The organism is Micromonospora sp. NPDC049049, from assembly GCF_040649115.1.
Taxonomy (GTDB): domain Bacteria; phylum Actinomycetota; class Actinomycetes; order Mycobacteriales; family Micromonosporaceae; genus Micromonospora.
Genome location: NZ_JBEZEX010000047.1, coordinates 13,123 through 38,023, shown reverse-complemented (window position 1 = coordinate 38,023; position 24,901 = coordinate 13,123). Strand labels below are relative to the sequence as shown.

Below are 24,901 nucleotides of genomic sequence, written 5' to 3'. Positions count from 1 at the left end.
GGGGCGGGAGTCCTCCCGCCCCGCCCGCCCGCGCTGTTGACCGGCTCGCCGGCCCAGTTTGATCGAACCGGCTCGCCGGCTTAGGTGGATCAGACCGGCTCGCCGGTCGACGGACGCCCGATCGCGTCCCGGGGCGCCGCCGCCTTCGGGTCGTCGGGGAGCCGGGCCGAAGCGGCCTGGTCGCCGAAATCCTGGTCCCCGACGTCCTGGTTGCGCTCGGCGTCCTGTTCACGCTGGGCTCGCTCGGTCAGCTGCTGCTGCCGGGAAATCTGCTGCTTGGCCATGGCGATCCTCGCGATCCGTCGGGGCGCGGCTGCGCCGACACGGTCTGCGGTCGCTCGTCGCGTACCCGGGGCCCCAGTCGACAAACGCGGCCCGGCGGCGGGCGCACGGCCCCGGGTGAACGCCGTCGCGGCGTGCGTGCCCGGCGGCGGGCGGGGTACCCGGGACACCGGCGAGCACGCGGAGGTGGGGCATGGACGAGCAGCGCAGCGTGACCATTCCGGTCGGGGACGCTCAACTCCCCGCCGACCTGACGCTGCCCGCCCAGCCGGTCGGCGTGGTGCTGTTCGCGCATGGCAGCGGCAGTTCCCGGCACAGCCCGCGCAACGTGGCGGTGGCCCGGACGCTGAACGACAGTGGGCTCGGGACGGTGCTGGCGGACCTGCTCACCCCGGCCGAGGACGAGGTGGACGCGCGAACAGCCGAACTGCGCTTCGACATCGGGCTGCTGGCCAGCCGGCTGGCCGGGATCGTCGACTGGCTGGCCGTCGAGCGTCCTGCCGGCGATGCGCCGATTGGCCTGTTCGGGGCCAGCACGGGTGCTGCCGCTGCCCTGGTCGCGGCGTCGTCCCGCGCCGATCGGGTGGCCGCAGTGGTCAGCCGGGGTGGTCGGCCGGACCTGGCCGGGAACGCGCTGGCCCAGGTGCGTACCCCGACGTTGCTCCTGGTCGGCGGGCTCGACGAAGAGGTGATCACGCTCAACGAGCGGGCGCTGGCCGAGTTGGGGGAGATCGGCGAGTTGCGGGTCATCCCCGGCGCCACCCATCTCTTCGAGGAGCCCGGCACCCTTGAGCAGGTCGCCGATCAGGCTGGCACCTGGTTCACCACGCACCTCGGTCGGTGATGATCACTCCGAGGGCAGCAGAGCCGAGGTCGAGCGGCGCTGTTGGACGGTGTCGATGACGCGCCAGAGGACGGCGGTGATCGGGACGCTGACGAAGGCGCCAGCGATGCCCGCGATCAGCGTGCCAGCGGTGACCGCCACCAGGATCACCGCCGGATGCAGTCGGACCTGCCGCTTCATGACCAGCGGCTCCAGCAGGTTGCCCTCGATCTGCTGCACGGCGATCACCGCCGCGAGGGTGAGCAGCGCTGTGGTCGGCCCGTTGGCTGCCAGCGCCACCAGCACCGCCACCGCGCCGGCCACCGTCGCCCCGATGATCGGCACGAAACCGCCGAGGAACGTGATCAACGCCAGCGGCAGGGCGAGTGGCACCCGCAGCACCACGAGAGCCAGCCCGATGCCCAGCGCGTCGATCGCGGCGATGAACATCGTGCCCCGGCTGTACGCGCCCAACGTCTGCCAACCGTTGCGGCCGGCCTCGGCCAGCACTGGTTGGTTCGGGCCGGACGCCCGGGACAGCACCCAGTGCCACATGGACCGGCCGTCCTTGAGCAGGAAGAAGAGCAGCACCAGAGCCAGCAGCGCGGAGCCGAACACCTCGGTGGCGGTCCGGGCGCCGGCCACCGGGTCGGGTGAGCTGCCGCTGAGCCCTTCCCGGGCCTGGTCGACCAGCCGGTCCAGCTGTGCCTCGCTGACCGGCAGGGTGGACGTCACGAAGTCCCGGCTGCGTTCGACCCCCTGCGTCAACTCCTGGCTGAGCTGATCGAACTGGCTGGCGGTCAGGTTCCACACCAGGGCGCCGACGCCGACCAGGATGCCGAGCAGCAGCAGTACGGTGCAGAGCGCGGCCAGCGCCGCCGGCAGGCGCAACCGGCGCAGCAGCAGCAGGACCGGATCCAGCAGCGCGGTGAGGAAGATGGTGGCGGCCAGCGCGATGGCCAGGGGCGCCAACAGGACGGCGATCCGGCCGAGCAGGTAGAGCCCCGCGGCGATCACCACCAGGCAGGCACTCCACAACACAGCGGTCCGGACCAGCCACGGCAGCGCCGCCCAGGTCTGGCGCGGCCCGGGGCCGCCTGTCGGTCCGGGTACCTCTGCGGCCATGTCGGTCCTCCTCGATGTCGACGAGGTCGGTACCCGGTCGGTCGTGCCCCGACACCCGAATCGCTGGCCGTTGCCCGCGCGGATCGTACGTCGGCCGGAGTGACGCCGGTGGGTGTTCGCCAATCACGTCCGGAGCGGCGGCGTTTGGGTGGTCCGGCCGAGGGAACGCGAAGGGGACGGACCAGACTGAGGAGGAACGCCATGGGTGACTTCATGGACAAGGCCAAGGACTTCGCGGACAAGCATGACAAGCAGGTCGACCAGGGTGCGGAGAAGGCCGGCGACATGGCCGACAAGCGCACCGGCGGCAAGTACGGCGATCAGATCGACAAGGGCGTCGACCAGGCCCAGGCGCGCACCGGCGAGGGCGATCAGGTCCGCTGACCCGCCGCGCTTCTCCCGGGCCGCCGAGCCTCGGCGACCCGGGAGTGCCGGGTCCGGACGATACGGGTCAGCGCTTGTCGCGTAGCTCGTCCATCGTGGTCGGCCGGCCGCTCAACGCGTCACGCAACCGGTCGACCAGGCCGATGCCGGGGGCGAGCAGCTTCTTCGCCGGTGGGTGCTCAGGGCTCCCCGGGTGCGGCCGGGTCGGCCCGATCTCCTTGATCACCGTCACCCGGGCGGCGATCTCGACCAGCTCCTCCCGGGCCGTCGCCGCGCGCAGCCGCGGAAAGAGCTCCTTCTCCTCTTCCGCCACGTGGTGTCGGACGGTGCTGGTCAGGTGGGCGAGCAGTTCGTCGAAGCGGGGGTCGGACGGGTCGGCCGACTCCAGCTCCTTCATGGTCCGCTCGGCGTCGGCGTGCTCCGCGATCTCCCGATCGGCGATCTCGTTGCCGTCGGGCAGCACCTCTCGGGCGATCGGATACACGTACGCCTCCTCGGCCACCGAGTGGCGGACGAGTTCGGCGATCACCACGTCGGCGAGGTGTCGGCGGTGCTCGGCAGTGCCCTGCCGGGTCGCCAACTCGACGAGGACCGCCTCGATCGCACGATGATCGGAGATCAGGATGTCGACGGCGTCGTGGTCGTCGGTGTTCGGCGGATTGGTCATTGTCACGGCCCCTTACCGGTTGCGGATCGGTGGGAGGTGTGTGGCTCTGGTACCCCCACGGGGCTGCACAAACCCACGGTTGACGATGCGTACGACGGTGTCTCTGGTACCTGCGGTGGCGGGTGGTGCCCGGCCGTCACGATTGCCGTGCCGCCGCCGGGGTAACCGCCGCCATGGCCGACGAACGCCCACCCGCCGACCGCGATCAGTCGCGGTTCGATGAGACCGCCGAGCGGACGGTCCGGCGGGTGCGGCACCGTGGCGGGCAGGCCGGCCGGATCCGGGCCCGGCAGTGGGAGGTCACTCTGGTGATCTCCATCCAGGCCGGGCTGGCCGCGGCCATCGCCGCCCTGCTCGCCAAGAATCTGCTCGGCCAGGGATCGCACGTCTTCGCACCCGCCGCCGCCGTCGGTACGATCGCCACCGCCATCGGGCAGCGGGCCCGCCGGACCTTCGAACTGTTGGGCGGCGTGGCCCTGGGCATCATCATCGGCGACACGCTGCGATTCCTGCTCGGCTCGGGACCGTGGCAGACCGGCGTGGTGGTCGCGTTGGCTATCGCCAGCGCGTTGCTGGTGGCCGGTAAGGGCGGTCCGCTCGTCGGCCAGGCCGGCGGTACCGCCGTGCTGATCGCCACGCTGGCCCCGATGCAACGCGGCCTGGAGGTGCCCCGCATCTTCGACGCGCTCGTCGGTGGGGCGGTCGGCCTGGTGGTGGTCGCGCTGTTGTTGCCGATCAACCCGATGCGGGTGCTGGACCGGGCCGCGGCACCGATCTTCGCGATCCTCTGCGAGCAACTCGACGAGCTGGCGCAGGCGATGCGCGAGCGCGACGTCGCCCGGACCATGGGCGTTCTCGACCGGCTCCGCAGCACCGAGGACGACCTGGGCCGGTTGCACGATGCGCTCAGCGGCGCCGAGGAAGTGGTGACGATCGCCCCGGTGCGCTGGCACCGCCGGCAGCAGTACCACCGTTACGCCCGCAGCGCGGGCCACCTGGAGCGGTTACTGCTGGACACTCGCGCCATGGCCCGCTGGTCGACCACTGCCTTGCAGTACGACGAGCCGATCCCACCGGAGCTGCCGGACGCGATGGGCCGACTGGGTCAGGCGGTGGCGGAGATGCGTGCGGAGTGCAAGGTCGGCGACGACACCCAGCGCACCCGTCGACTGGTCGAGCAGTGCGCCGAGTTGGCCGGGCGGGCATCGGCGACCGGGGTCAAGTCGTTCGGCGAATCCCTCGTCACCGGGCTGCGTACCGCGGCCAGCGACCTGCTCCGGGCAGCGGGTTCCGAACCCGAGGACGCCAACCGGATCGTGCGCCGGGCGGCCGGAGCCGGCGAGGCCGAGATCCACCCGCCACTCCGCCGACAACTGCACCGGGCCCCACCGACGCGAGCCGCCCGAGCCCGCCGACGCGCGCACCTCGCCAACCGCCGTGACAACGGACGGGCCGGCCTCCCCGCACGGGAGAGGCCGGCCCGGTGAAGCGTCTGGATCAGGAGGAGTAGCCGCGTTCGGCGATCCAGTTGGCGACCTTCGGCAGGCTCATCCAGTACTCGCCCAACGCCGGGTCGGCCGGGTCGGCGACCCGGATCGTGTCACCACCGTCGCGGTAGCCGACGAGGGTCAGGTAGTGGCCACCCTCGTACGAGTGCGGGTTGCCGTCGGTGTCCACTGTCGTGCCCTTGATGTTGGCCACCACCGGGCGGCCGGCGTCCACCGCGGCCAGCACGTCACGGCGCAACTGCTCGACCTGGTCGGGGCGGGCCACCGAATCACGGATCTCGGTGGTCCGGTACTTGCCGCCGGTCAGTTCGTTGAGCACCCGGGTGGTGTCCAGGGCCGAGGGGGTGCCCGCCTCGGTGGTGCCGAGCAGCCGGGCCACCTCGTCCTGCGAGAGCGCCTTGCCCTGGGCGGACAACGCGATCCTGGTCGCGGCCGGGCCGCAGTAGTAGAAGTTCGGCTGGGCCTGGTAGTCGACGCCAAGGACCCGCTCGGCGTGCCTGTCGGTCTGGCTCGACGAAGCCGGAGCGGCGGGTGCCGGCGCGGCCTGCGCGGCCACCGCCGGGCCGAGGGCGCAGCCGCCGGCGACGAGCAGGCCGACGACGGACAGGCCGCTCTTCTGGACGATCGGGTTCATGGTCGAGTCTCCGTTCGGGGGTTGTCGGCTCCGACAAGCGGAGGGCGGCAGCACCGGGAATGGCGCTCGGCGCAACACGGGGGCCGACCAGCTGTGGTCTCGGCCCTGGGCGTACCGAGGGCGTAACGGCTCTGCTCCACGGAGAATTCCGCCGGCTGAGGGCACCGGGACCCGCACGACGTCCCTGCCCGACCCGAACCGGTCATCGGGGACAGACGGTCAGCTCAGAGGCTGCCCAACAACCTGGTCACGGTGATCTCGATGACCACCCGCTCCGGATTCGGGCGTGGTGTCCGATACCGCTCGGCGTACCGCCGCTCCGCCTCCGCCACCGCGGCAGGATCCGACCGCAGCACCGCGCGGCCCTCGATGGTCAACCAGCGGCGGCCATCCACGTGGCACACGGCCACCGCCGCGCCCGCCGCGCCGGCAGCCGCCACCTGACGGGCTTTGCGGGAGGCGCCGGAGGTGATGACCCGGGCCAGGCCGGCCGCCGGGTCAAGCGTCACCCCGACCGGTACGACGTGCGGGGTACCGTCCGCCCGCAGGGTGGTCAGCGTCGCCAGGTGTCGTTCGGCGCAGAAGGCGACAACCCGCTCATCGTGCACGTCCCACCGATGATCGCCCGCCATGCCCGTCCCCTGTCCGCCGAACCGAGCCCGATCATGGCACGCGGCGGCGCACCTGGCCTCGATCCGGCGGGGCGTCCGGCTGACCGGGCAGCTGGCGGCCTGCCGCCCGACGTTGGTGCACCAGCCGGGTCAGGTAGATCAGCGCGGCGGCCAGGACCCCCATGTCATCCAGGTAGATCGGGTCCGGCAGCACGTCGACCGGGAAGACCGTGTAGATCAGCGCCCCGTAGAAGGCGACCTTGCCGCCCGCGCCCAGCCCGGTCAGCATCCGCCGGGTACGCACCACCCGCACCGCCAGCACCACGGCACCGACCAGTGTGGCGAGCGCCAGGATGCTGGCGATCACCACGAGGACCCACGCCTGTCGGGACATGCCGTCACGCTAACCCACCCGAGCCCGCGCGGCTCAGAACGCGGGCACCGTCGCACGGCCGCGAGCGGTCACCTTGTTCTCCCGGGTCTGCTCGACGTTCTCCCGAGGCTGCGCGCCCACCGGCCGGGCAACCTCGCTCAGCGGCAGCACCGACGCGGACTCGGCGACCCGTCGCCCGCTCGCGGCGTGCGCCTCCTCGCGCAGACTGCGAGCCGCGGCAACCGCCAGCTCCGCCGCCCGCCACGCGCTCTGCTCCCGCTCGCGGGCTGCGGCGTGCCGGGCCGCCAGGTTGTCCCGGATCGCCCGCTGGAGCACCAGCTCCTGCTCGACCGGGTGCAGTCGCGGGTCCCAGCCGTCGCGGTGCGCGAAGACGTCGCTGAGCTGCTCCACCGACAGGTCCCGCCGCCAGTACGCATCCAGCGCCGCCCGGTGCAGGTAGCGCTCGCGGTCCGCGTACTCGGCGGGGGTCCGTGCGGTGTGCGGCAGCGGCATGGCGGCCGCCGCGTCCAACCGCCGTACGCCAGCCTCGGCCGCCTCGTACGCCAGCCAGGCCGCCTCGACCGCCTCCTGCGCGGCAACCCACTCCGTCCGGCGGCGCTGCACGGTGGTGGTCGCCCGCTCGGCGGCCACCGCGACCTCCTGCGCGTAACGGCTCTGCTCCCGCTCCTCCTGGGCCTGCTCAAGTTGGCTCGGCATTGCGGCGCGCCGGATCCGGGAACCCGGGTCGAAGCGGAGCCGGCCGGGTCGCAGCAGGAGAGCGGAGACAGCGACGGCTACCACCCCGAGCAGGCTCAGCCAGATGACGGCGGCCCGGGAGAGGTCGGGCAGGACGGCGGAGAGGATGGTTTGCATGTAACAGCACCTCGCGGTCGAAGGCGGGTATCGACGGGCGGCAGGAAGGCGCGGCAGCACCGGTCGGCCCGGTGGCGGGATGATCCCGTGGACGGCGAACTCAGGTGCCGTGCGGGAGGATCAGCCGGGATCGGGCCCCGGGGATCGCCGGGCCTGGCTCAGCGGGTGGGTGGGCCGCGTCGTGCGGGAGAGCCACGGCCGGGATCGGCGGCCGGGACGTGCACCGGGCCCGCCGCGACCGGAGCGGTCGCCGTGGCGGTGTCGAGCGTGCCAGCCGGCGGGGCTTCAGCGGGCTGGCCGGCTCGCTCGTCGGCCGGGCCGGCGTCGGGGCTGACACTCGCCACCCGGCTGCTCACGGCGCTGGGCCGCAGCGGCGTGGGGGTGGGCGGTGGGGTCGCGGCGAGAGCGGCACCGAGGCCGACCGCGAGGACGAGCGCGGTGACCGCCAGGCGGGTCAGTTCCCGCAGTGACCGCAGCACAGCCCACCTGGCTGGGCGGACGGACGCTGCTGACGACACCTGACCAACCTATCGCCCGTTCCGGCCAACCGCAGCACGGCGATGGGCGGCGCGGGCGTGACCGCCACCACCATGCGCACTGTGGACACCGCCGATCAGGGCCCGGAAACGGCAACGCCCCCGACCGGATCGGGTCCGATCGGGGGCATCGTCAATCGTCGGGGGCGCACCGCCGGTGGTGCGTGCCGGCCGGCGGTGGTCCGTGGTCAGTCGCCGGTGCCGAGCACCGGGGGCGCGGCTTTGTCGTCGCCCTGCCACACCATCTCGTCCTCGGTCAGCCAGGTCAGCCGCTCGTCGGAGTCGTCGTCCTGCGCACGCCCCTGCCCGCCGAGCACACCGGGACGACCGCCGCCGGACCCCGGCCGGGCGTTGCCACCGGTCATGGCCGGACGGCCGCCGCTCCCGCCACGCTGGCCGTCGATGCTGCGCCCGACCCCGTTGGCGGCGCGGGTCTCCGCCGGGGCCGCGCCACCGCCGGTCGGTCGAGCCGAGGTGGGGGCCGCGCTGCCCGAGCCGGCGAGCGCGCCGCTGCGCAACACCCCGCCGGCCGGTGCCCCGCCCTGCGCCCCGTAGAGCAGGCCGGGACCGGTGCTCGCCGCGGTGGGCGCGCCGGCCGGCCCGGACAGCCCGACCAGCCCGGCGGCACCCCCGCCGAGCAGCGCGCCGCCGAGAAGCGGGTCGGCTCCGGCGAGGGACGTGCCGCCGCCAGCGAGGTCGCTGCCAGCGCCGGTCGGAACGGTGACGACAGCAGCCCCGCCACCGGTGACCGCGCCGACCTCGCCCGGCGTCGAACCGTCGCCCGGCAGTTGGGCGACATGGTCGGGCGTCGAGATGGTCGCGTCACCCTTGCGGCCGGTGTCGGCGCCGGTGTGGGGGCCGCCGCTCACCCGGGCGATCGCCGAGACGCTCTGTGGCGTCGTCGGGTCCTTCCGGGCGGTGGTCGGCGTGTCCGGATCCGGTGGGGGCGGTTCGACCACCCGGTCGTAGGCGGAGATCTCGTAACTGTTGGCCAGGCCGGCCACCAGGTTCACCATCCGCTGGTGGGCCTTCTCCTGCTCTGCCTTGTCCTGCTGGTGACCCGCGATGCCTCCGACGATCAGACCGGTCAGACCGAAGACCGCGCCACCCTTGATCGCACCGCCGATCGCCTTGTCGTTGTCGTCGGTCTCCTCCGGGCTCTCAGCCTGCTTGTGGGCGTCGCGCAGATGGTCGGCCATCATGGTCAACCCCTGCCTGATGCCGGCCATCCCTTCGCCCAGCGCGTCAGTGTGGGCGACGATGAAGCTGAGTCGCCGGTGGAACTCCTGACCCGCCGAACCCGTCCAGGTGTTGGCGAGCTTGTCGAGGTCGCCGCTCAGCTCCCGGCCGAGACCGTCGAGTATGCCCTTGAGCTCGGCCCACTGGGTGGCCACGCCCTCGATCTGCTCCGGCTTGCCCGCCATCAGGCCGTCGTACAGCTGCTGGTGACTGTTGCCCTGGTAGCGCTGGGTGTAGTCAGACACGCCCGTCCTCCTTCGGCTGCAACGCCCGGTCGACCGGGGTCAGCGCGGCGGTGACATCGTCGGCGTTCGCCGCGTTACGTGCCTCGGCGGTGCGGTAGTTGTTCAGGATCGTGCTCGTCGCCTGCTGTGCCGCCAGCACCGCCTGCCGGATCCGTTCGGCCTGGTCGACATAGGACTGGTGGACCTCGCTGTAGCGACGCGCCTTGTCGGTGGCGTCGAAGAACGAGCCCAGGGCCGGAGGACGGCACTGCATCTCGGTGTTGAGCTTGCGCAGCACCGACTCGGCCTGGCTCAACCGCGACGCCAGGTGCTCGTGGAAGTCCTCAAGGGACAACAGGTCGACTTCCGTACGCCCGGCCATGGCAACATCCCCGTCGTTCTGGTTGACAACCGTCAGCGGCATCCAGGTTAGTCCACCAGTGCGACTCCGGGCGACCCGTCGAAGCTGCTCAGCCGTCGGCGTCGGTCGATTCCGCGGACCCTCCGCCGGTCCCACCGCTCGACGGGGTGCCACTGGCGGGACTCGACGATGTCGACCCCGACGGTGGCGCGGCGGACGGCGTACCCGACGACGGCGCGGCGGACGGCGTACCCGACGACGGTGCCGCTGACGGCGAGCCCGACCTCGGCGCGGTCGACGGCGGTGCGGTCGGTGCCGGTCCGTCGGCAGCGAAGACGGCGAACGCGTCCTCGCGGTCCAGCGTCGGCCCGGTCGGGATCAGTGCGAGCAGGGAGCCGGGCACCGCCAGCGGGGTGATCCCGCCGTAACCGAGCACGTCGAGGGTCTCCGCCGAAGCGAGCGGATACCGGATGCCCTGCGGGCTGATCAGGTAGATCGTCGACCCGGCGGCACCGGAACCGCTGGTCCCGGCACCGGGCGAGGCCTGCGCGATGACACCCTTGCCGCCGGGCAGCAGCACCGCCTCAGCGGTGCGTACCGCGTCGCGCCTGGTCTGGCGCACCGGCACCAGGCCCGGATCGCTGTCGGTCAACTCGGTCGGCACCCGGTCGAAGACCTCCAGGGTGGTCGTCGGCGGGCCGCCCGCGCTGCCCTTGCGGTACGTCGCGCACAGCGTGGTCTGACCGGGCTGGGCCGGGTAGAGGGCGGGCATCGTCGCCGGCACCCCCTCCTCCTCGATCCGCCGCTCCTCGAACGCCTCGCTGGCCTGGTTCGGGGTGATGTCGGTGATCCGACCGCCGTTGCTGACGAGCAGCAGAGCGGTGATCTCACTGATCGAGACGAGAGCGTCCCGGGTCAGCACGTAGTGCCGCCCGGCGGCCTTGAACACCGAACCGACGTCGTACGTCTGCCCTGCCACAGTGCGGCTGCTGGGCTGACCCTCGCCGGGCAGTGACGGCCGGCGCAGCGGTGGCCCGGCCGGCACGGCGTTGAGCAGCTGCTGTCCGACCTGGAGTCGCTCGGTGCCGGCCATCCGCAGCGCCGTGATCGTGCGGGACGGATCGAGCAGCTGGAGTCGGGTGTTGTTGGTGACCAGGTACCGCTGGTCGTTCACCGAGACCAGCACCGCCCGGTCACCCAGCGGCGTGCCGCCGGGCAGCGCCCGGTCGATCACCAGCCGGGTGCTGGAACGCTGCCGGTCGACCGGGTCGGGCACGTCGCAGACCGACCAGGGCAGGCCGGTCAGCGACTTGCGGTCCGGCAGGGCGTCAGGCGCCCCGACGATGCCGACGGTGACGCCGCGGGGCCGGTCCCGCAGCGACGCCTGGGACATCGTCCGCACCTGGGCACTCGCATCGTTGACGATGAGCCGTGCCGAGGTGTAGTTGAGCGTCGGGTGCAACTTGCCCTCGATGAACACGTACGTCGCGCCGGTTTCCCGTTCGATGACCAGGGTCTGGTCGTCCAGCGGTGCCGCGCCACCGGTCAACTGGCCGTAGGCCCCGACCCCGCCCAGCACGATGGCCGCGGTGAGGACACTGCCGAAGACGGCCATGCCGAGACGTCGCATCGGCAGGTTGGTGGTCTCCGGATCGCCCGACAGCAAGGCGGAGACGATGCGGCGGGTGACGAAGCGGTACGCCTGCACCTGATCGCGGCGGGTCCGCATGACTTACCTCCGGCGGGGTGGATCCGCGACGATCAGGGTCGGGGTGCCGTCGCGGGCTTCCCTACGATAAGGGGCCGACTGTGGTTCCTTGGGACCACCGCTCGTGGCCGGCACCGGAGAAGACCCGGCGCAGAGTCGTACCGTGCAGGAGGGACAGTCAGCGATGACGCAGGTTCAGGCGCCACCCGTCCGAGCGGTCACGGACCCTGTCGACGTTCCGACCCGGTCGGCGCCCCCGGCCGAGCGGCCCGGCCGTGGGCGGGTCGGCCCCGTACTGGTCGGGCAGCTCGTCGTACTGGAGCTGTGCGCGGTTGGCGTCTGGGCCGCCACGGCCGGACCCAGCTGGGTGCTCGCCGCGGCGGGTGTCGCATCGCTGCTGGTCGTCCTGGCGGCCTTCGCCCGTCGGGGTGGCCGTTGGTGGTTCGAGGACCTGCTGCTGCGCCGGCGTCTGCGGCGACGTGGTGAGCGGGCGTCGGCAGCCCTGGCCAGTGGCACGGCGACCGATCCGAGGTTGGCTGCGCTCGCTCCCGAGCTGAGCGTCATCGAGCTGACCGACCGAGGCACCCGGCTCGGCATCGGGCGCGACGACCAGGGCTGGTTCGCCGCCGTCGCCCTGCAGTCCGCCACCGGTGCGGCGGTCGGATCGGTCGACGCCGCCGCCGTGGACCGCGCGCTGCGGGTGCTCGCGGACTTCAGCGCCCCGGTCTCCCGGGCCCAGGTCGTTGCGCACACGTTGGTCTGGTACCCGGCACCCGGCGCGCCGCCGGCTGCTCACCGGACCGTCTGGGTGGCGGTGCGGCTCACCGTCCGGGATGCCCGGGTCGAGGCGGTGAGCCGGGGCGGCGGGTTGACCGGCGTACACCGGACGGTGGCTGCCGGCATCGGCCGGCTCGGCAAGGCGCTGACCTCGGCGGGGCTGGCACATCGCCCACTGGGCCGGGAGGAGCTGCGTGCGGCCATCGTCTCGGCCGCCGGCCTCGACCTGGTGCCCGAGGCGCCGGCCGAGAGTTGGCGTGGGTTGCGCGGCGGCGGCTGGACGCACCGCTGCATGGCCCTGCCGGGCCGCTTCGACGCGCCGCTCGGTCCGCTGGTGGACGCTATCACCGCGACCTCGGCACCGTCGCACACGGTGGCCGTGACCGTCTCGTCGGACGGTCGGGTGGCGGCACCGCTGCTGCGGGTCGCGGCGATGGACAACCACGTCGAGGCCCTGGTCAAGGTGGTTCGCGACGTCGCCGGCCGGGTGGGCGCGTCCACCCGGCCGATGGACGGTCAGCACGGCCCGGGGGTCTACGCCACCGCTCCGGTCGCGTCGGCGCTGGGCGTCTCCACCGATCTGCGGTCGCGCTGACCGGTGCGGGGGCGCACGGTCAGGGGCGGAGGTTGACGATCCAGCCGTAGAGGCCGCAGACCCAGAAGGCGAGCGGCACCAGCGAGATGATGAGCAGGATCTCGGCGATGTCGAGCAGGCGGCCCCAGACCGGCGAGATGCGCTTGCCGGCGACGGTCAGACCGTAGATCAGGCTGATCACCGCGGCGAGCACCAGACCGCCCAGGATCAGGCCGAGCCGGACCGGCAGCGACCCACCGGCGAAGGTGGTCGCGGCGGCCAGGCCCAGACCCACGGTGCCGGCCAGCAGCACCGGGGTGCGCTGCGCCCGGCCCAGGAGGGGGCGGGCCCGCAGCAGTGCCAGCAGGGCCAGCACCAGGCAGAGCAGCACCGCGGGCAGGCGCCCGTCCAGGGCCAGCACGAGTTGCGCGCCCAGCACCAGCAGCGACACAGTCCACAGCAGACCGGTCAGGAACGCGTCCGCGCGCTCGCTCTGCTGGAGCACCTGCCGGCCGTCCACCGACTCGCTGTCGGTCTTCAGGTCCTCCGGACCGGTCGGAATCGACGGCACCGGCAGCCGGGCCAGCCGGTAGGCCATCATCGGCAGCGCCGGCACCACGCCGAACGCGACAGCGGCGACCACCGAGGCGGAGGCCGCCGCGTCGAGGTCGAGGGCCAGGCAGAGCACGGCGCCCAGGCCGGTCGCGGCCGCGACCCCGATCGCGGCGAAGAAGAGAGGGTACCGGTCGCCGACCGCCAGCACCGCCACCGCGCCGGCCACCACCGCGGCGGTCGCCGCGAGCAGGACATGCGGACTGGCCAGGTCGGTCAGTGCCCGATCACCGGCCAGCAGCAGCAGGCCACCGGTGGCCGCGTGCACCAGGCCGACCAGGGCCAGCACCGCGCCGATGCCGCTGTCACCGGCGGCCCTGGACAGCACCGCCGCGCCCACCAGCAGCGCCACCGCGACCAGCAGCGCGGCCAGCGCGCCAGGCAGGTGCGGCGGACCGGCGAAGAGGGCGGCGAGCGCGCCGGCACCGAGCGCCGCCGCCGCGAAGACCACAGCGAAGGATCGGGTCGCGCCGACCTGCCAGGCGCCCGGGCGCTGGTTGGTCGCGGTGGCGACCGCGTCCACCACGTCGTCGAAGACGATCTCCGGCGCGGCGTCGGACCGGGGGTTGAAGTAGAGCACCTCACCGTCCCGGACGCTGAGCTGCGCCGCGGTACGACCACCGTCGAGGGGCGCACCGCCCAACCGGGACAGTGCCCAGCCACCGTGCCGCGCACCCTCGTCGGCCATGTCCTCACCGGCGTAGCGCAGCAGAGTGGGGAGCAAGTCGGCCAACGGCACGTCCGACGGCAGCGCCAGGTCCATCCGGGTACGCGGGGCCACGATGGTGATCCGGCTGAGACCGCCGGTCGCCGTCTTCGTCGCCACAGTGGCCTCCAGGTGTGCGTCTGTGATCGGCTGGCTGGGATGCCGCGGTCCGGGTCCACCGCGCACACGGCAGATTACCTACGATGACGGCACGTACGATGCCCACCCGCGGGCGGTGTTCCGCGGGCCGCACGTCATCAGGGCCGCTTCTGGGGAGGAGACAGCCGTGAGCACTGTGGTGTTCCGCCGGCTCCCGCGTCAGCCGGGGCCGGCCCTGCCGCGCGGCGAGGTGCTGCTGGAGTCGCCTCCTGAGCTGCCCGAGCCGACACCCCGCGGGATGGGGCAGCTGCTCATGATCCTGCCGATGTTCTGCGGGGTCGGCGCCATGGCGTTCCTCTACGCCGGCAAGGGCGGCGGCATGATGACCTACGTCGCCGGTGGTCTGTTCGGTGTCTCGATGCTCGGCATGGCGATCGGCTCGTTGGCCAACAGCGGCGGCAAGGACAAGGCCGAGCTGAACGCCGATCGCCGTGACTACATGCGCTACCTGGCGCAGATGCGCAAGCGCACCCGGCGTGCCGCCGAGCAGCAGCGGGCCGCGATGGCCTGGCGGCACCCGGAGCCCGACGCGCTCTGGTCGATCGCCGCGTCCCGGCGACTCTGGGAGCGGCGGATCACCGAGGACGACTTCGGTGAGACCCGGATCGCCCTCGGCCCGCAGCGGCTCGCCGTGGAGATCGTCCCACCGGAGACGAAGCCGGTGGAGGACCTGGAGCCGATGAGCGCCATCGCGCTCCGCCGGTTCGTCCGGGCACACTCCACGGTGCCCGAACTGCCGACGGCGCTGTCGGTGCGCGCGTTCAGTCGGGTGGTGCTGCGCGGCGACCGCGAGCCGGTGCTCGACCTGACCCGGGCGGCGCTGGGGCAGCTGACCACCTTCCACGCACCGGACGACCTGGTGATCGCTGTGGTCGCCGCACCCGACCGGCAGTCGTCCTGGGACTGGGTGAAGTGGCTGCCACACGCCCACCACAGCGGTCGGACGGACGCCGCGGGCGCGCGCCGGCTGGTGTTCGCCAGCCTGGCCGAGGCCGAGGCCTCGCTCGCCGCCGAGCTGGCCGGGCGGCCCCGGTTCGCGCCGGAGGCCAAGCCGCTGACCACCGCCCCGCACCTGGTCGTGGTGATCGACGGCGGGGAGATCTCGCCGACCTGCCAGCTGGTCGGTCCGGGTCTGCTCGGGACCACCGTGATCGACCTCTCCGGGACGGTGCCGCGCGACGCCGGCCGCTGGCTGCTCTGCCTCGACGTGAACGACGGAGGCTCACTCGACCTGGTCCGGGGCACTTCGTCGTCGACGCTGGGTCGTCCCGACCGACTCAGCGCGGAGGCCGCCGAGGGGTTGGCCCGACAGATCGCCCCCTTCCGGCTCTCCCAGCAGCAGACCGGCGGCGACGAGCCGCTGGCCCGCAGCACCGAGCTGCCGGACCTGCTCGGCGTCGGCGACGCCGCCGCGGTGGACGTGCAGAACACCTGGCGCCCGCGTGGGCACCGCGACCGGCTGCGCATCCCGCTCGGTGTCGGCCCGGACGGCAACGTGGTCGAGCTCGACTTCAAGGAGTCGGCGCACGAGGGCATGGGCCCGCACGGTCTGGTGATCGGTGCGACCGGCTCCGGCAAGAGCGAGCTGCTGCGTACGGTGGTGGCCGCGTTGGCGGTGACCCACTCGTCGGAGGAACTGAACTTCGTCCTGGTGGACTTCAAGGGCGGCGCTACCTTCGCCTCGCTGGAGGCGCTGCCGCACACCAGCGCGGTGATCACCAACCTGGCCGACGAGCTGCCGCTCGTCGACCGGATGCGCGACGCGCTCGCCGGTGAGATGGTGCGCCGCCAGGAGTTGCTGCGGGCGGCCGGCAACTACGTCTCCCGCTTCGAGTACGAGAAGGCGCGCTCGGCCGGTGAACCGCTGGCGCCGATGCCCAGCTTGTTGATCATCTGTGACGAGTTCAGTGAACTGCTCGCCGCCAAACCGGACTTCATCGACCTGTTCGTGATGATCGGCCGGCTGGGTCGGTCCCTCGGCGTGCACCTGCTCCTGGCCAGCCAGCGCCTCGAAGAGGGCAAGCTGCGGGGCCTCGACACGCACCTGTCGTACCGGATCGGTCTGCGGACCTTCTCCGCTGTGGAGAGCCGGATCGTGCTCGGCGTCCCGGACGCGTACGAGCTGCCGAACGCGCCGGGCCACGGCTACCTGAAGACCGACACCAGCACCATGCTGCGCTTCCGGGCCGCGTACGTGTCGGGGGCGTACCGGGCGCCGGGGCAGCAGGCCTCCGCCTCGCAGGCGCTGGTGCAGCGCCGGATCGTGCCCTACGGTCTCGACTTCGTACCGGTGCAGGTCCCGCAGGTGCCGGTGGCCACCGCTCCGGAGGCGGAGCAGCCGGCCGACGGCAAGGCAGTGGCGATGCTCGACGTGCTGATCGACCAGCTCAAGGGGCGGGGCCGCCCGGCGCACCAGGTGTGGTTGCCGCCGTTGGCCGACCCGCCGGGTCTGGGCGAGCTGCTCGGTCCGCTGGCGGTGGACCCGACCTACGGGTTGTGCACCGCCTCCTGGCCCGGGCGCGGGCGACTGACAGTGCCTGTCGGCGTTGTGGACCGCCCTTACGAGCAGCGTCGGGATCCGATGATGGTCGAGCTGGCCGGGGCCGGCGGCAACGTGGTCATCGTCGGTCGGTCGCTGAGTGGCAAGAGCACGATGCTGCGGACGCTGCTGGCCTCGTTGGCGCTCACGCACACGCCGCGGGAGGTGCAGTTCTTCTGCCTGGACTTCGGTGGGGGCGCGCTACGCAGCATGGAGCGGTTGCCGCACGTGGCCGGGGTGGCGGGTCGGCGCGACGTCGAGGCGGTCCGCCGGACGGTGGCCGAGGTGGTCGCCGTCCTGGACGATCGGGAGGGTCGTTTCGCCCAGCACGGCATCGACTCGGTGGCGAGTTACCGTCGTCGTCGTGCCGCCGGTGAGTTCGCCGACGATCCGTTCGGCGACGTGTTCCTGGTGGTGGACGGGTGGAACACCCTGCGTCAGGAGTACGAGGAGCTGGAGCAGACCATCACCACGTTGGCCAACCGGGGCCTCGGCTTCGGTGTGCACGTGGTGCTCACCGCCGTGCGGTGGGCGGAGATCCGGATCAACATGCGGGATCTGCTCGGCACCAAGTTGGAGCTGCGCCTCGGTGACGCGTCGGAGTCCGAGATCGACCGTCGGGCGGCGAACAACGTGCCGGAGAAGTCGCCCGGTCGTGGCCTGACCCGGGACAAGCTGCATTTCCTCACCGCGATCTCACGGATCGACGGCCGTCGCGACATCGATGATCTGAGCGAGGCCTCGCTGTCCCTGGCCGGGCACGTGGCGGCGAACTGGCCGGGGCGTCCGGCGCCGAAGGTGCGGTTGCTGCCGCGCCGGCTGCCGGTGACGGAGCTGGCCCGGATCATCGACCGCTCGGCGCCCGGTATCCCGATCGGTGTCAACGAGTCGGCACTCGCGCCGGTCTACCTGGACCTGACCAACGAGCCGCACCTGACGGTCTTCGGCGACGCCGAGTGCGGCAAGACCAACCTGCTGCGCCTGATCGCCCGGGGGATCACCGAGCGGTACACCCCGGCGCAGGCCCGGCTGGTGATCGCCGACTACCGGCGTGGCCTGCTGGGGGCGGTGGAGGGTGACCACCTGCTCGACTACGCCCCGTCGAACCAGGCGTTCGCCCAGGGGCTGGGGTCGATCCGCAGCGCGCTGTCCAACCGGCTGCCCGGCCCGGACGTGACCACCGCCCAGCTGCGTGATCGGAGCTGGTGGAAGGGTCCGGATCTCTACATCCTGGTGGACGACTACGACCTGGTGGCATCGGGCGGCAGTAACCCACTGAGCGCCCTCCAGGAGTTGTTGCCGCAGGCCCGTGACATTGGTCTGCACCTGATCGTCACGCGCCGCGTCGGTGGTGTCTCCAGGGCGCTGTACGAGCCGGTGCTGCAACGGCTGCGCGAGTTGGACTCACCGGGCCTGCTGATGTCCGGCAACCGGGAGGAGGGCGCGGTCTTCGGCACGTTGCGGCCGAGCCCGCAACCGGCCGGTCGGGGCACCCTGGTTCGCCGTCGCGATGGCCAGCAGCTGATTCAGACGGCCTGGTCTGAGCCGGCCTGAGCGCTGTCGTTCGTTCGGTAGGGGCTGGTGGGCCGTTCCGGTCCGATTCACCACCATCCATCGAACGTCGCCGGTCAGGGCTGCGAGGGCTGGACACGTTCCGCTACGGTCTTCACTGGAGTGTCCGTCGGTGGGGTGTTGCTGCCTTGCCGCGGGGGAGGGGTGCGGCGAAGCCGCCACCACAACAGACGGAAGGGTGTGAAGCATGGCGTTCGAGGTCGAAGCTGCGACTCTGCATACCGCCGCGAGTGACGTGCGGTCCACGCGCAGCGAGGTCGACGGCGAGCTGAAGAAGCTCTGGAACGTGGTCGACGACCTGGCCATGGCGTGGAAGGGTCAGGCGTCCACGGGCTTCCAGTCGCTGATGACGCGCTGGAACGAGGACACCGTCAAACTGCTGACGGCGATGGACAGCATCGCTGACCTGCTCGACAAGTCGGGTACGACGCACCAGGTCAACGACGAAGAGCAGCAGCAGATGCTGGACAAGTTCCACTCTGCTCTCAACCCGTGATCCGTAGCCGGCAGAGGAGGAAATCGTGACGATCAAAGTTGACTATGCGGTCCTCGAGAGCAGCAACCAGCAGATGCAGGCCATCTCGAAGACCCTCGAGGAAAAGCTCGACACGCTGCGGTCGATGCTGACCAAGCTGCACTGGGACGGCGAGGACCGGGTTGCCTACGAGCAGCACCAGGCGAAGTGGGACGCCGCGGTCCGGGACATCAACCGGATCCTGAACGAGATCGGCGGTGCCGTGGGCATCGCCCGCGAAAACTACCTCACCACGGAGATGAGCAACTCCAAGGTGTGGAGCTGAGGCATTCGCACGAGCGGCTCCGGTCCGGTTCGCCCGGCCCGGAGCCGCTTTGTGTCTGGCGTTGGCGGGCGTAGGCGTCGGCGTCGGGGTGCGGTGCCCAGCTCAGCCGGCGGTTGGTGCGTCGTTGCGTCGGCCGGGGCGCCAGTCGCGTCGGCGGCCCAGGGTCATGATCGGTCGCGCGAGCAGCAGCAGCCCGGCGAGTAGCCCGCCGATGACCGCAGCCCAGATCGCTGTGGGGCGCTGCCAGCTCAGCGGGTCGTCCCGCACGGCGGGCGCCGGGAGCGCGCCGGCCGGCGGGTTCGCCCGGGTGCCGAGCAGGCTCGACACCGCCCGGTACGGGTTGACCATCCCGTGCCCGATGTCGGCGTTCTGGCCCTCGGGTGGGTTGTCCGCGGTGCGCTTCAGCCGATCCGCTACCTGCTGCGGGTCGAGACCGGGGTAGGCGGCCCGGACCAGCGCGGCCGCTCCCGACACGTACGCGGCGGCGTAGCTGGTGCCGCCCTCCGGCACGGTGCGGTAGCCGCTGTTTCCGGGTGCCGGCCCGACGATGTTCATCCCGGGTGCGGCGATGTCGACGTAGTCGCCGCTGATCGAGGTGCCGACGTGGCCGCCCTGCTCGTCCACCCCGCCGACCGCTATCACCCCGGGGTAGGCGGCCGGGTAACCCGGCAGGTTCTGCGAATCTTCGGACCGGTTGCCCGCGGCGGCGACCAGCACCACCCCTTTGGCCAGCGCGCGTTCGACGGCCGCTGTCAGCTCGGGGCGGGGAACCGTGGTCAGGGACAGGTTGATCACGTCGGCGCCCTGCTCGACCGCCCAGTCGATTGCCGCGGCGATCTGCGCGGGGAGTTGCGGGTTGTTGACCGCGCCGAGTTGCGGCAGCACCCGGATCGGCAGGATGCGGGCGGCCGGGGCGATGCCGCTGAAGGGGACGACGGTGCCCTCCCGGCCAGCGATGATGCCCGCGATCAGCGTGCCGTGCCCGGCCTCGTCGCACTGGCCCTGGCGGGCCGGCAGGCCGTTGAAGTCGCGACCCTCGAGCACCTGCCCCTTGAGGAGCGGGTGGGCGGCGGAGACTCCGGAGTCGATCACGGCCACCGTGATCCCGGCTCCCCGGGACAGCGGCCACGCCGAGGACGGCTCCAGCCGGCGGAGCGCCCACGGCATCTGGGTCAGGCTGTCGGTGCCGGTGGGACCGCAGAGGGGCGGCGCGGCGGTCGCGGGGGAGGGTGCCACCAGGCCGGCGCCGAGCAGGACCGCCAGCGTTCCACTGAGGACGCCGCGAAGGGCACGGCGGGACGGGGTCGCGCTCAACGGCGGGCATTCGCGCACCCACAAAGGTTACCGCCGTGACCGTTTGTCAGCGGCCCCCGGTGACCGGGGTCAGGCCCGGGGCTCCGCCTTCGCGGTGGACGTGTCGGCGAACAGCGCGAGCAGGTCGCCGACCTGCCGGTCGGCCTCGGCTGGGTGCCGGAACCGGCCGGCCGGGTTGAGGGTGTACTCGTTGCGTCGTCCGACCCGGGTGCGGTGCAGGTAACCGTCCGCCTCCAGGTCGGCGACGATCGCCTGCGCGGCCCGTTCGGTCACCCCGACCTCGGCTGCGACATCACGCAGCCGGGCGGTCGGGTCGCGGGCGATCGCCAGTAGGACGTGCCCGTGATTGGTGAGGAACGTCCAGTTCCGCCCACTGCCGGTGTCGCCTGTCACCGTGCTCGCCATCGTGTGACCGCCCTTTCGGATGTCCTCTGCCCTCGCGAGAGTCTGGTCCGCCCCGCCACGGGAAGGTTGCCCAGGGTGTGGCCGGAGTCAACGTATGAAATCTAAATCACGCATACCTTGACGCATCTTACGGTGCGTGTGACGGTGGAGCACGAGCCAGCGCCCGCCGCCCGCCCGGCGGAAAGCCGGTTTGACCAGGTCAGATGCGTCGAGACGAGGTGCGGGATGAGTCATACCGGGAGCTCCGGCGGTCAGCCGGGTCCGCAGCGGACCACCGACGGGGCCACCGCGCTCAGTGAGCCGACCCGGGCGTACGCCGAACTGGTCGCCGGCAACCGGCGTTTCGTCGATGGCGCCCCACGCCACCCCAACCAGGATGCCGGGCACCGGGCCGCGGTAGCCGACGGGCAACACCCGTTCGCGGTGATCGTCGGCTGCTCCGACTCGCGACTGGCTGCCGAGATCATCTTCGACCGGGGCCTGGGCGACCTGTTCGTGGTTCGCACCGCCGGGCACACCGCCGGCCCCGAGGTGCTCGGCAGCGTCGAGTACGCGGTGACAGTGCTCGGCACCCCGCTGGTGGTGGTGCTCGGTCACGACTCCTGCGGTGCGGTGCAGGCCGCCCGGGAGTCCGCCGCGACCGGTACCGCGCCGAGTGGCCATCTGCGCGCCGTGGTCGACGCCGTGCTGCCCAGCCTGCGCCGGGCCGCGGCCGAGGGGGTGGACGACATCGACGGCATCGTCGACATCCACATCGCACAGACCGTCGAGACGCTGCTCGGGCAGTCGCCCGTGCTGGCCGACGAGGTGGCGCGGGGGCGGTGCGCGGTGGTGGGCGTGTCCTACCGACTGGCAGCCGGAGCGGTACGCCAGGTGGCCGCCGTGCCGGCCGGCTTCACGACCCCGGCCGAATCGACCGACCCGGCCGCGCCTGCCACCGTCTGACGCGACGAGGGCCGCTCCGCGTCACGCGGAACGGCCCTCGACGGAGATCGGGCGGGTCAGAGCAGCGACATGTGAACGTGGTCGGTGTGGTTCGACGGCCCGCTGTACGAACTCCAGCCGGTGGCCGGGAACCAGATCTGCCGGTTCCAGATCACGTAGTAGATGCCGAGCCGGTCGGCGTTACGGATGAGGAACGCGGCGACGTTGTTGCCGTACGTCCTGGTGTCGTTGTTGTGCCACGGGGAGAACCCGCTCTTCTGAAGCGACCAGTCGCAGGCGCGGCCCTTCGGGTGCTCCCACGGCCCGCCGGGGCGGTAGCAGCCGACGAACCGGTTGAAGCCGGCCGCCTTGACCTCCTTGTACGCGTGCAGCGTGCGCGGCGTGATGCAGCCGGAGGTGGTGGGGTCGTTCTCGCTGCACGACTGGGCCTTCCAGTCCCCGTCGGCAGTGCGACCCGGGCCGATCTTCGCGACCTTGGAGGTGGCATCCACCAGGCCGCCGGTGAAACCCTTGCCGCCGACGAGGGAGAGCGCCTTGTCGGCCTCGCTCTTGCGCTTCGCCATCAGGGCGGTCTGCTTCTGCTGCTCGCGCACCTCGGTGTCGAGGGCCAGCTTGGCCTGCTCGGCGCGGGACTTCACCTCGTTGACCTCGGAGAGCTTCTTCTCGTTGACCATGTTGATCTCGTCGAGCAGCCCGGCGCGCTGGACGAACGAGTCGGGCGCGTCGCTCTCCAGCAGCATCGCGACCGCGCCGATCCGGCCGGTCCGGTACGCCTGGGCGGCGATCTGCCCGACCTGCGGGGCCAACGCGTCCAGTTCGGCCTTGGCCCGGTTGACCTCCGCCGCCAACTCGCTCTGCCGCTTCTTGGACTTGTCCAGCTTGGACTTCGCGGCGGAGTAGTCACGGTTGGCCTGCTCGATGACGTCGTTGAGCAGCTTGGGCTCGCCGTCCTCCTCGTGCCCGGACGGTGTGGGGTTCGTCGGGGCGGCGTGCGCCGGGAACGGCCCGGCGAACACGGTCAGTGCGGCGATCACGGCCACCACGGGTGTCAACCAGCGGCGTAGGGGTGCCGTCACAATGTTCCCTTCCGTCGACCGCCGACCGGGTTAGCTGACGGGTTCGGGGCGGAAGTGGCCCCTACCGCTGATGCGGATTCACCCCAGGTACCTGGGTCCCCGGCTCGCCGGTTGGCGATTGGGCGGTGGCACCGCAGGCGCCGCTTCGCGCCTTCATCGGTAACCGGCAGCGAGGTTACCCGAGAGTCGACCGGCTGAGCTACGCCTGGATGCCGACCAAAAGCGTCATTTCGCCATAGCGTTGAGTGACCAGTGACGGGGTTCTCAGGGTGGATGCCCGATCTGGTCACGCTGAGGAGTGTCACCATGCCGTATCCGTGCTCCTGTTCGACTTCGGCCACCGGTCGGTGGCCTCGGGTGGGGGTGCGGTCCGCGTCCGGTCCGGTTCGTCGGAGCCGGCCGTTCGCGGTGAGCTGAGTGCGGCCAGTGCCTCGCTGCGGTCCGGCTGGGGCCGGGGCGCGGGAGCGTCGGTGGGCGCTGAGGCGTCGGTGAGCGCTGAGGCGTCGGCGCGCCCGGCGGCGGTGACCACCGCGGCCAGCCCGGTGGTCAGCGGTACGGCGGCGATCAGACCGAGGGTGGCGACCGCGCTGCGGACGATCTCCTGCGCGAGGAACTCACTGGTGAGGATCTGCCCGATCGGCCGCGAGTCGGCGGTGAGCAGGAGCAGCAGGGGCAGTGAGGCACCCGCGTACGCCAGCACGATGGTGTTGACAGTGGAGGCGATGTGCGCGCGACCGACCCGGGTGGCGGCACGGTAGAGCTGCAACCGGGTCAGCCCGGGGTTGGCGTTCGCCAGTTCGGTGACGGTGGCCGCCTGGGTGACCGTCACGTCGTCGAGCACCCCGAGTGACCCGATGATGATTCCGGCGAGCAGCAGTCCGTGCAGGTCCACGTCGCCCTGGAACATCGACAGGGTGGTGGCGTCCTCGCTGCCGAAGCCGGTGAGGTGGGTCGCGGCCGTGGCGATGGTGGCGAGCACGCCGGTCAGGACCAGGCTGCCCAGGGTGCCGAGCACCGCGACCGAGGTCTGTGCGGTGACCCCGTGGGTCAGATAGAGCACCACGAACATGATCAGGGCCGCGCCGACCACCGCCACCAGCAGCGGTGACCTGCCGGCGCTGATGCCCGGCAGCACGAAGGTGAGCAGGATGGCGAAGCTGGCGGCCAGCCCGGCGAGCGCGGCCAGACCTCGCCACCGACCGAACGCGACGATCGCGGCCGCGAAGATCACCGCCAGCCACACCATCGGGGTGCCGCGTTGGTGCTCGGCGATGTTCCAGTTGCTGGTGGTGGGATCGGTCGGGTCGGCCAGCTCGACCAGGACGACCTCGTCGCCGACCTCGACCCGGGGTGCGCCGGGCCCGTCGGGCACCGGAGTCCGTACCTGCTGGCCGGCGGTCGGCCCGTCGTCCACCCGCACGTCGACAGTGCCGCACCGCCCATCGCCGACCCTCGGTGTGCCCTCGGGGACCGACGGCGCCGGCGGGCACGGCTCGCTCACCACCCGGGTGACAGTGCCGGGGTAGCGCGGCACGTCCGCACCACCATCGGTCTGCGGTGACCCGCCGCGCGGCCAGAGCAGCACCGCGGCCAGCACGGTGGCGACGAAGAGGGGTACCACAGTCACGACGAGGATCCGTCGCACCCGAGGCGGGGCGGACGGAGCGGGGTGAGTGTGGTCGGCGGCCAAGGTGAGACTCCCAACGATCCGGTGCGGGATACGGGTCAGCGGGCCGGGCGGTTCACCGTTGCGGTGGAAACGCGGCGGACGGCGGGGCGGATCGCTGCCTGACGACCGCTTGATCACGGACGGTCAGTGCTCGGCCCGGTCGGCTGGGGGCACCGCCACGACGTGGCGGCGCCGGTGCCCGACTGTGCAGCGGCATTCGGAGGGCCATCGGGGGAGATGCTAGCCAGCCCCTCCGGGGGTTGCAGGTCGTGGCGGAGTGTCGGGCGGCCGAACCGCTCGCGCGGCGGTCTCCGGGGCGGCATGTTGGAGCCATGCCCGCTCCGTCACCGCCCGACCCCGACCGACCGCGACACGCCGAACCCGTGCCGCACGACAAGCATTCCG

24 protein-coding genes and 1 riboswitch are annotated in these 24,901 nt (G+C 72.2%); of the genes, 8 read left to right on the top strand and 16 right to left on the bottom strand.

The window, feature by feature from the left end; all coding sequences use genetic code 11:
• Positions 1-89: 89 nt before the first annotated feature.
• On the bottom strand, positions 90-284 hold the full coding sequence (locus AB0B68_RS30360) for a hypothetical protein (RefSeq protein ID WP_355004984.1): 195 nt from the start codon (positions 282-284) through the stop codon (positions 90-92).
• Positions 285-475: 191 nt separating this feature from the next.
• On the opposite strand from AB0B68_RS30360, the gene AB0B68_RS30355 reads away from it, so the two are divergent.
• Positions 476-1,126 carry an alpha/beta fold hydrolase gene (locus AB0B68_RS30355; RefSeq protein ID WP_357200049.1) on the top strand — a complete coding sequence of 217 codons (651 nt, stop codon included), beginning with the start codon at positions 476-478 and terminating at the stop codon, positions 1,124-1,126.
• 3 nt (positions 1,127-1,129) lie between these two features.
• Here the strand turns inward: AB0B68_RS30355 and AB0B68_RS30350 are convergent, their stop codons facing one another.
• On the bottom strand, positions 1,130-2,230 hold the full coding sequence (locus tag AB0B68_RS30350) for an AI-2E family transporter (RefSeq protein ID WP_357200046.1): 1,101 nt from the start codon (positions 2,228-2,230) through the stop codon (positions 1,130-1,132).
• Between the two features lie 201 nt (positions 2,231-2,431).
• On the opposite strand from AB0B68_RS30350, the gene AB0B68_RS30345 reads away from it, so the two are divergent.
• Positions 2,432-2,614, top strand: a complete 183-nt coding sequence (locus AB0B68_RS30345) for an antitoxin (RefSeq protein WP_091395189.1) — start codon at positions 2,432-2,434, stop codon at positions 2,612-2,614.
• A 67-nt stretch (positions 2,615-2,681) separates the two neighbouring features.
• On the opposite strand, the gene AB0B68_RS30340 is transcribed toward AB0B68_RS30345, so the two are convergent.
• The gene (locus AB0B68_RS30340; RefSeq protein WP_357264298.1) at positions 2,682-3,281 is read right to left on the bottom strand and encodes a hemerythrin domain-containing protein; all 600 of its coding nucleotides are present in this window, start codon (positions 3,279-3,281) and stop codon (positions 2,682-2,684) included.
• Between the two features lie 173 nt (positions 3,282-3,454).
• Here AB0B68_RS30340 and AB0B68_RS30335 point away from each other — a divergent pair, with 173 nt between their 5' ends.
• Positions 3,455-4,768: an FUSC family protein gene (locus AB0B68_RS30335; RefSeq protein ID WP_357200040.1), complete on the top strand. Its 1,314-nt coding sequence runs from the start codon at positions 3,455-3,457 to the stop codon at positions 4,766-4,768.
• Positions 4,769-4,778: 10 nt separating this feature from the next.
• On the opposite strand, the gene AB0B68_RS30330 is transcribed toward AB0B68_RS30335, so the two are convergent.
• The 8 genes from AB0B68_RS30330 to eccB form a co-directional block, all read right to left on the bottom strand.
• A complete protein-coding gene (locus AB0B68_RS30330) occupies positions 4,779-5,423 on the bottom strand; it encodes a C39 family peptidase (RefSeq protein ID WP_357227586.1) in 645 nt (214 codons plus the stop codon).
• A 224-nt stretch (positions 5,424-5,647) separates the two neighbouring features.
• Positions 5,648-6,055 (bottom strand): TIGR03618 family F420-dependent PPOX class oxidoreductase, encoded by a 408-nt coding sequence (locus AB0B68_RS30325; RefSeq protein WP_357264295.1) that lies wholly within the window; start codon positions 6,053-6,055, stop codon positions 5,648-5,650.
• A 31-nt stretch (positions 6,056-6,086) separates the two neighbouring features.
• A complete protein-coding gene (locus AB0B68_RS30320) occupies positions 6,087-6,428 on the bottom strand; it encodes a YkvA family protein (RefSeq protein WP_357200030.1) in 342 nt (113 codons plus the stop codon).
• 33 nt (positions 6,429-6,461) lie between these two features.
• The gene (locus tag AB0B68_RS30315) at positions 6,462-7,280 is read right to left on the bottom strand and encodes a hypothetical protein (RefSeq protein WP_357264292.1); all 819 of its coding nucleotides are present in this window, start codon (positions 7,278-7,280) and stop codon (positions 6,462-6,464) included.
• A gap of 158 nt (positions 7,281-7,438) precedes the next feature.
• Positions 7,439-7,759 carry a hypothetical protein gene (locus AB0B68_RS30310; protein WP_357200024.1) on the bottom strand — a complete coding sequence of 107 codons (321 nt, stop codon included), beginning with the start codon at positions 7,757-7,759 and terminating at the stop codon, positions 7,439-7,441.
• A gap of 245 nt (positions 7,760-8,004) precedes the next feature.
• The gene (locus tag AB0B68_RS30305; RefSeq protein ID WP_357264289.1) at positions 8,005-9,300 is read right to left on the bottom strand and encodes a WXG100 family type VII secretion target; all 1,296 of its coding nucleotides are present in this window, start codon (positions 9,298-9,300) and stop codon (positions 8,005-8,007) included.
• On the bottom strand, positions 9,293-9,703 hold the full coding sequence (locus AB0B68_RS30300; protein ID WP_355004994.1) for a hypothetical protein: 411 nt from the start codon (positions 9,701-9,703) through the stop codon (positions 9,293-9,295). The genes AB0B68_RS30305 and AB0B68_RS30300 overlap by 8 nt, the downstream gene beginning before the upstream one ends.
• A gap of 46 nt (positions 9,704-9,749) precedes the next feature.
• A complete protein-coding gene (eccB, locus tag AB0B68_RS30295; RefSeq protein WP_357264286.1) occupies positions 9,750-11,369 on the bottom strand; it encodes a type VII secretion protein EccB in 1,620 nt (539 codons plus the stop codon).
• Between the two features lie 163 nt (positions 11,370-11,532).
• Between eccB and AB0B68_RS30290 the strand changes: the two genes are divergently transcribed.
• On the top strand, positions 11,533-12,720 hold the full coding sequence (locus AB0B68_RS30290) for a type VII secretion protein EccE (RefSeq protein WP_357200014.1): 1,188 nt from the start codon (positions 11,533-11,535) through the stop codon (positions 12,718-12,720).
• A 19-nt stretch (positions 12,721-12,739) separates the two neighbouring features.
• Here the strand turns inward: AB0B68_RS30290 and eccD are convergent, their stop codons facing one another.
• Entirely contained in the window at positions 12,740-14,137 is a 1,398-nt protein-coding gene (eccD, locus tag AB0B68_RS30285) for a type VII secretion integral membrane protein EccD (protein ID WP_357200011.1), read from the bottom strand.
• A gap of 166 nt (positions 14,138-14,303) precedes the next feature.
• Between eccD and eccCa the strand changes: the two genes are divergently transcribed.
• The 3 genes from eccCa (at position 14,304) to AB0B68_RS30270 (ending at position 19,087) form a co-directional block, all read left to right on the top strand.
• Complete coding sequence (gene eccCa, locus AB0B68_RS30280; protein WP_357200008.1) at positions 14,304-18,269, top strand: type VII secretion protein EccCa; 3,966 nt, start codon at positions 14,304-14,306, stop codon at positions 18,267-18,269.
• Between the two features lie 205 nt (positions 18,270-18,474).
• Positions 18,475-18,783 (top strand): WXG100 family type VII secretion target, encoded by a 309-nt coding sequence (locus tag AB0B68_RS30275; protein ID WP_139583998.1) that lies wholly within the window; start codon positions 18,475-18,477, stop codon positions 18,781-18,783.
• Between the two features lie 25 nt (positions 18,784-18,808).
• Positions 18,809-19,087: a WXG100 family type VII secretion target gene (locus tag AB0B68_RS30270; protein ID WP_030329555.1), complete on the top strand. Its 279-nt coding sequence runs from the start codon at positions 18,809-18,811 to the stop codon at positions 19,085-19,087.
• Between the two features lie 102 nt (positions 19,088-19,189).
• Here AB0B68_RS30270 and mycP read toward each other — a convergent pair whose 3' ends face one another.
• A complete protein-coding gene (mycP, locus tag AB0B68_RS30265; protein ID WP_357224409.1) occupies positions 19,190-20,419 on the bottom strand; it encodes a type VII secretion-associated serine protease mycosin in 1,230 nt (409 codons plus the stop codon).
• Positions 20,420-20,470: 51 nt separating this feature from the next.
• The gene (locus AB0B68_RS30260) at positions 20,471-20,806 is read right to left on the bottom strand and encodes a MarR family winged helix-turn-helix transcriptional regulator (RefSeq protein WP_357199998.1); all 336 of its coding nucleotides are present in this window, start codon (positions 20,804-20,806) and stop codon (positions 20,471-20,473) included.
• A gap of 225 nt (positions 20,807-21,031) precedes the next feature.
• Between AB0B68_RS30260 and AB0B68_RS30255 the strand changes: the two genes are divergently transcribed.
• Positions 21,032-21,751, top strand: a complete 720-nt coding sequence (locus AB0B68_RS30255; protein ID WP_357199996.1) for a carbonic anhydrase — start codon at positions 21,032-21,034, stop codon at positions 21,749-21,751.
• 56 nt (positions 21,752-21,807) lie between these two features.
• Here the strand turns inward: AB0B68_RS30255 and AB0B68_RS30250 are convergent, their stop codons facing one another.
• Positions 21,808-22,827 carry a hypothetical protein gene (locus AB0B68_RS30250; protein ID WP_357199993.1) on the bottom strand — a complete coding sequence of 340 codons (1,020 nt, stop codon included), beginning with the start codon at positions 22,825-22,827 and terminating at the stop codon, positions 21,808-21,810.
• 4 nt (positions 22,828-22,831) lie between these two features.
• Positions 22,832-22,962, bottom strand: a riboswitch (cyclic di-AMP (ydaO/yuaA leader).
• Positions 22,963-23,128: 166 nt separating this feature from the next.
• A complete protein-coding gene (locus tag AB0B68_RS30245) occupies positions 23,129-24,517 on the bottom strand; it encodes a YibE/F family protein (RefSeq protein WP_357199990.1) in 1,389 nt (462 codons plus the stop codon).
• Positions 24,518-24,901 lie beyond the last annotated feature (384 nt).

Excerpts from the sequence above, each read along its gene's own strand:
- AB0B68_RS30360 (WP_355004984.1), bottom strand. The coding sequence starts at position 284 with ATGGCCAAGCAGCAGATTTCCCGGCAGCAGCAGCTGACCGAGCGAGCC.
- AB0B68_RS30355 (WP_357200049.1), top strand. The coding sequence starts at position 476 with ATGGACGAGCAGCGCAGCGTGACCATTCCGGTCGGGGACGCTCAACTC.
- AB0B68_RS30350 (WP_357200046.1), bottom strand. The coding sequence starts at position 2,230 with ATGGCCGCAGAGGTACCCGGACCGACAGGCGGCCCCGGGCCGCGCCAG.
- AB0B68_RS30345 (WP_091395189.1), top strand. The coding sequence starts at position 2,432 with ATGGGTGACTTCATGGACAAGGCCAAGGACTTCGCGGACAAGCATGAC.
- AB0B68_RS30340 (WP_357264298.1), bottom strand. The coding sequence starts at position 3,281 with ATGACCAATCCGCCGAACACCGACGACCACGACGCCGTCGACATCCTG.
- AB0B68_RS30335 (WP_357200040.1), top strand. The coding sequence starts at position 3,455 with ATGGCCGACGAACGCCCACCCGCCGACCGCGATCAGTCGCGGTTCGAT.
- AB0B68_RS30330 (WP_357227586.1), bottom strand. The coding sequence starts at position 5,423 with ATGAACCCGATCGTCCAGAAGAGCGGCCTGTCCGTCGTCGGCCTGCTC.
- AB0B68_RS30325 (WP_357264295.1), bottom strand. The coding sequence starts at position 6,055 with ATGGCGGGCGATCATCGGTGGGACGTGCACGATGAGCGGGTTGTCGCC.
- AB0B68_RS30320 (WP_357200030.1), bottom strand. The coding sequence starts at position 6,428 with ATGTCCCGACAGGCGTGGGTCCTCGTGGTGATCGCCAGCATCCTGGCG.
- AB0B68_RS30315 (WP_357264292.1), bottom strand. The coding sequence starts at position 7,280 with ATGCAAACCATCCTCTCCGCCGTCCTGCCCGACCTCTCCCGGGCCGCC.
- AB0B68_RS30300 (WP_355004994.1), bottom strand. The coding sequence starts at position 9,703 with ATGCCGCTGACGGTTGTCAACCAGAACGACGGGGATGTTGCCATGGCC.
- eccB (WP_357264286.1), bottom strand. The coding sequence starts at position 11,369 with ATGCGGACCCGCCGCGATCAGGTGCAGGCGTACCGCTTCGTCACCCGC.
- AB0B68_RS30290 (WP_357200014.1), top strand. The coding sequence starts at position 11,533 with ATGACGCAGGTTCAGGCGCCACCCGTCCGAGCGGTCACGGACCCTGTC.
- AB0B68_RS30275 (WP_139583998.1), top strand. The coding sequence starts at position 18,475 with ATGGCGTTCGAGGTCGAAGCTGCGACTCTGCATACCGCCGCGAGTGAC.
- AB0B68_RS30260 (WP_357199998.1), bottom strand. The coding sequence starts at position 20,806 with ATGGCGAGCACGGTGACAGGCGACACCGGCAGTGGGCGGAACTGGACG.
- AB0B68_RS30255 (WP_357199996.1), top strand. The coding sequence starts at position 21,032 with ATGAGTCATACCGGGAGCTCCGGCGGTCAGCCGGGTCCGCAGCGGACC.